Genomic DNA, 1,934 nt, shown 5'->3' with positions numbered 1-1,934 from the left:
TCTTTTGCTTTATATAAAAATCTCAAATCTTTATCATGATTGGTAACAAAGATCTCCGAAAGGTCACTTTCGATTTCGTCTAATTCGACTGCGTGTTTAACTTCAATCATACTAAACTCTCTCCTTGTTATTTCATTGCTTTTAGTTTAGCACAATTTTGGTATAAAGAAAAGATAATCGTCCTTAAGTATGGTTTTTATATAAAATACAAAAGACAGCACTTTTTATGCTGTCCCTTGTAAACATGTCTTTTGGAGTGGTTTTTATGAAAAATCTTTAAACTCTTGCTGACGGAGAGGAATCATGTCGTCCTGCCATTTGGGGGACAAAATCAGGAACATTTCCATTAATAGTTCTTGCAATTGTAACATTGTCTTTTTTGCGGTCTTGTAGTTCGGGTACTGGATTTTTTTCAGCCTCAGCGCGATAGTCAATATTGAACTTCTTCTGATGCTCGCTTATAACCATATGACTAGGCACCAAATTAACATCGCTATTGACTGTGTTTTGATAGAAAAAGAACTTGCTTGACTTAGGCAAATCTTTTACATTGATATATTTTTCTTTATTAGTGGTCAACTCTATCTGATTAGCCAAAACTTTACGCACATAATCTCTAGTGTCATGGAATTGCAAAAGCTTAGGAAATGTTTCAGGCACATAATCCTGCCAGTCTTTTTTCTCGTATTTTTTTAACAAGTCCGCCGCCTTGTGCAAGTGCGCAATTTCCTGTTCAAGGTGCATTTCCCAAACCGATTTTATATTAGGGTCAAGTTCGTCCATATAGAACGAATAATATAAATAGCATTCCATATATTCGTGCATTAGCAGACTTTCTAACCATGTGCAATTAGGATCTAGAAGCGAACCATAATGGCTGACATGCTGTTCTTCTATCATTGCTATTTCCTGATACAGTTGTCTTCCCAAATCATTATAATAAGTGTTGCCGATATTCATATAAAAATTCATTGTCTGCTGTTCGGCAGCAGTAATAATCATTGTATTGAGTTTGGTCTGAATATCCGCTTTTTTGAAATCCACATGGTAGTTTGGATCGTCCATAGGATAACGGTGTTCGGCTATGGTAGGACGTCCAGGCGTAATATCAACATAGCTTTTAACCAAATTTTCAGCAGGTATATTGACATCCATATCCAAAAGATTGGCATAACGGTAAAGGTGGTCAAAGTCCTCCAAAAGCGCAAAATCCAGCGCGCTTTTTACGTTTTTGTCCGGCTCGTTTTTGGCAAGCCATGCGGTAAGGTCAACCGCCACATGTTCATATCCTATTGTGGTTTCCAAGGGCGACTCGTCAATAGGTTTTAGCCAGTTTATATGCTTTTGCTGCTGCTGTTCAATACGTCTAGTGTTATCTAGCTCGCGTCTTAAATCATTATCAGCACAATGGCGGTGGAACTGATGTGAAAACAATGCCGTCTCTACTTCAATACCGTTCATCAAAATAATTCTGACTTTGGTATAAGGATCTACCGAATTTTTGTCATATGCCTTGGGATACATTGTTTGCCAGTCCATAAACAAGTCATCAATAGGCATAGGCTTTTGTTCAAAAGGTTTAAACATAATTTATATAATCTCCTGTTTTTGGTCTTCTAAAGATAAAATTACCAAAAACAGTAAAAATTATTCTAAATAAAAATAAAGCTAAAAAAGCAAAAATGACCGTTATAAGACTGTTTTTTTTCTAACCAAATTTCAAAATCACTATAAAAAAGGCGGTTTTTTAAACCGCCTTAAAAAATTATTTTTCCCAAGGGAATACATATTTTGTAAGTTTCAAATCATCTCTTACTTTAGACATTTCTTTTTGAACGCCCTCATTGATAGGAACTCCGGTGTTCTTTCTTTCCTGCCATACAAGGTATTCTTTCTCACCCGCGGTATAAATGCGTTCTGCTCCAGGAGCAAGT

General features: G+C 36.1%; 1 protein-coding gene. It reads right to left on the bottom strand.

What is annotated here, in order from left to right:
• Positions 1–276 precede the first annotated feature (276 nt).
• On the bottom strand, positions 277–1,587 hold the full coding sequence (locus VIL26_05195; GenBank protein ID HEY8390328.1) for a hypothetical protein: 1,311 nt from the start codon (positions 1,585–1,587) through the stop codon (positions 277–279).
• Positions 1,588–1,934: the final 347 nt, after the last annotated feature.

It is taken from the genome of Clostridia bacterium (genome assembly GCA_036562685.1).
Classification (GTDB): domain Bacteria; phylum Bacillota; class Clostridia; order Christensenellales; family DUVY01; genus DUVY01.
This window is presented reverse-complemented; position numbering and strand designations above follow the sequence as displayed.

What these genes read in the sequence shown, in the direction of transcription:
- VIL26_05195 (HEY8390328.1), bottom strand. Translation starts at nt 1,587, where the DNA reads ATGTTTAAACCTTTTGAACAAAAGCCTATGCCTATTGATGACTTGTTT.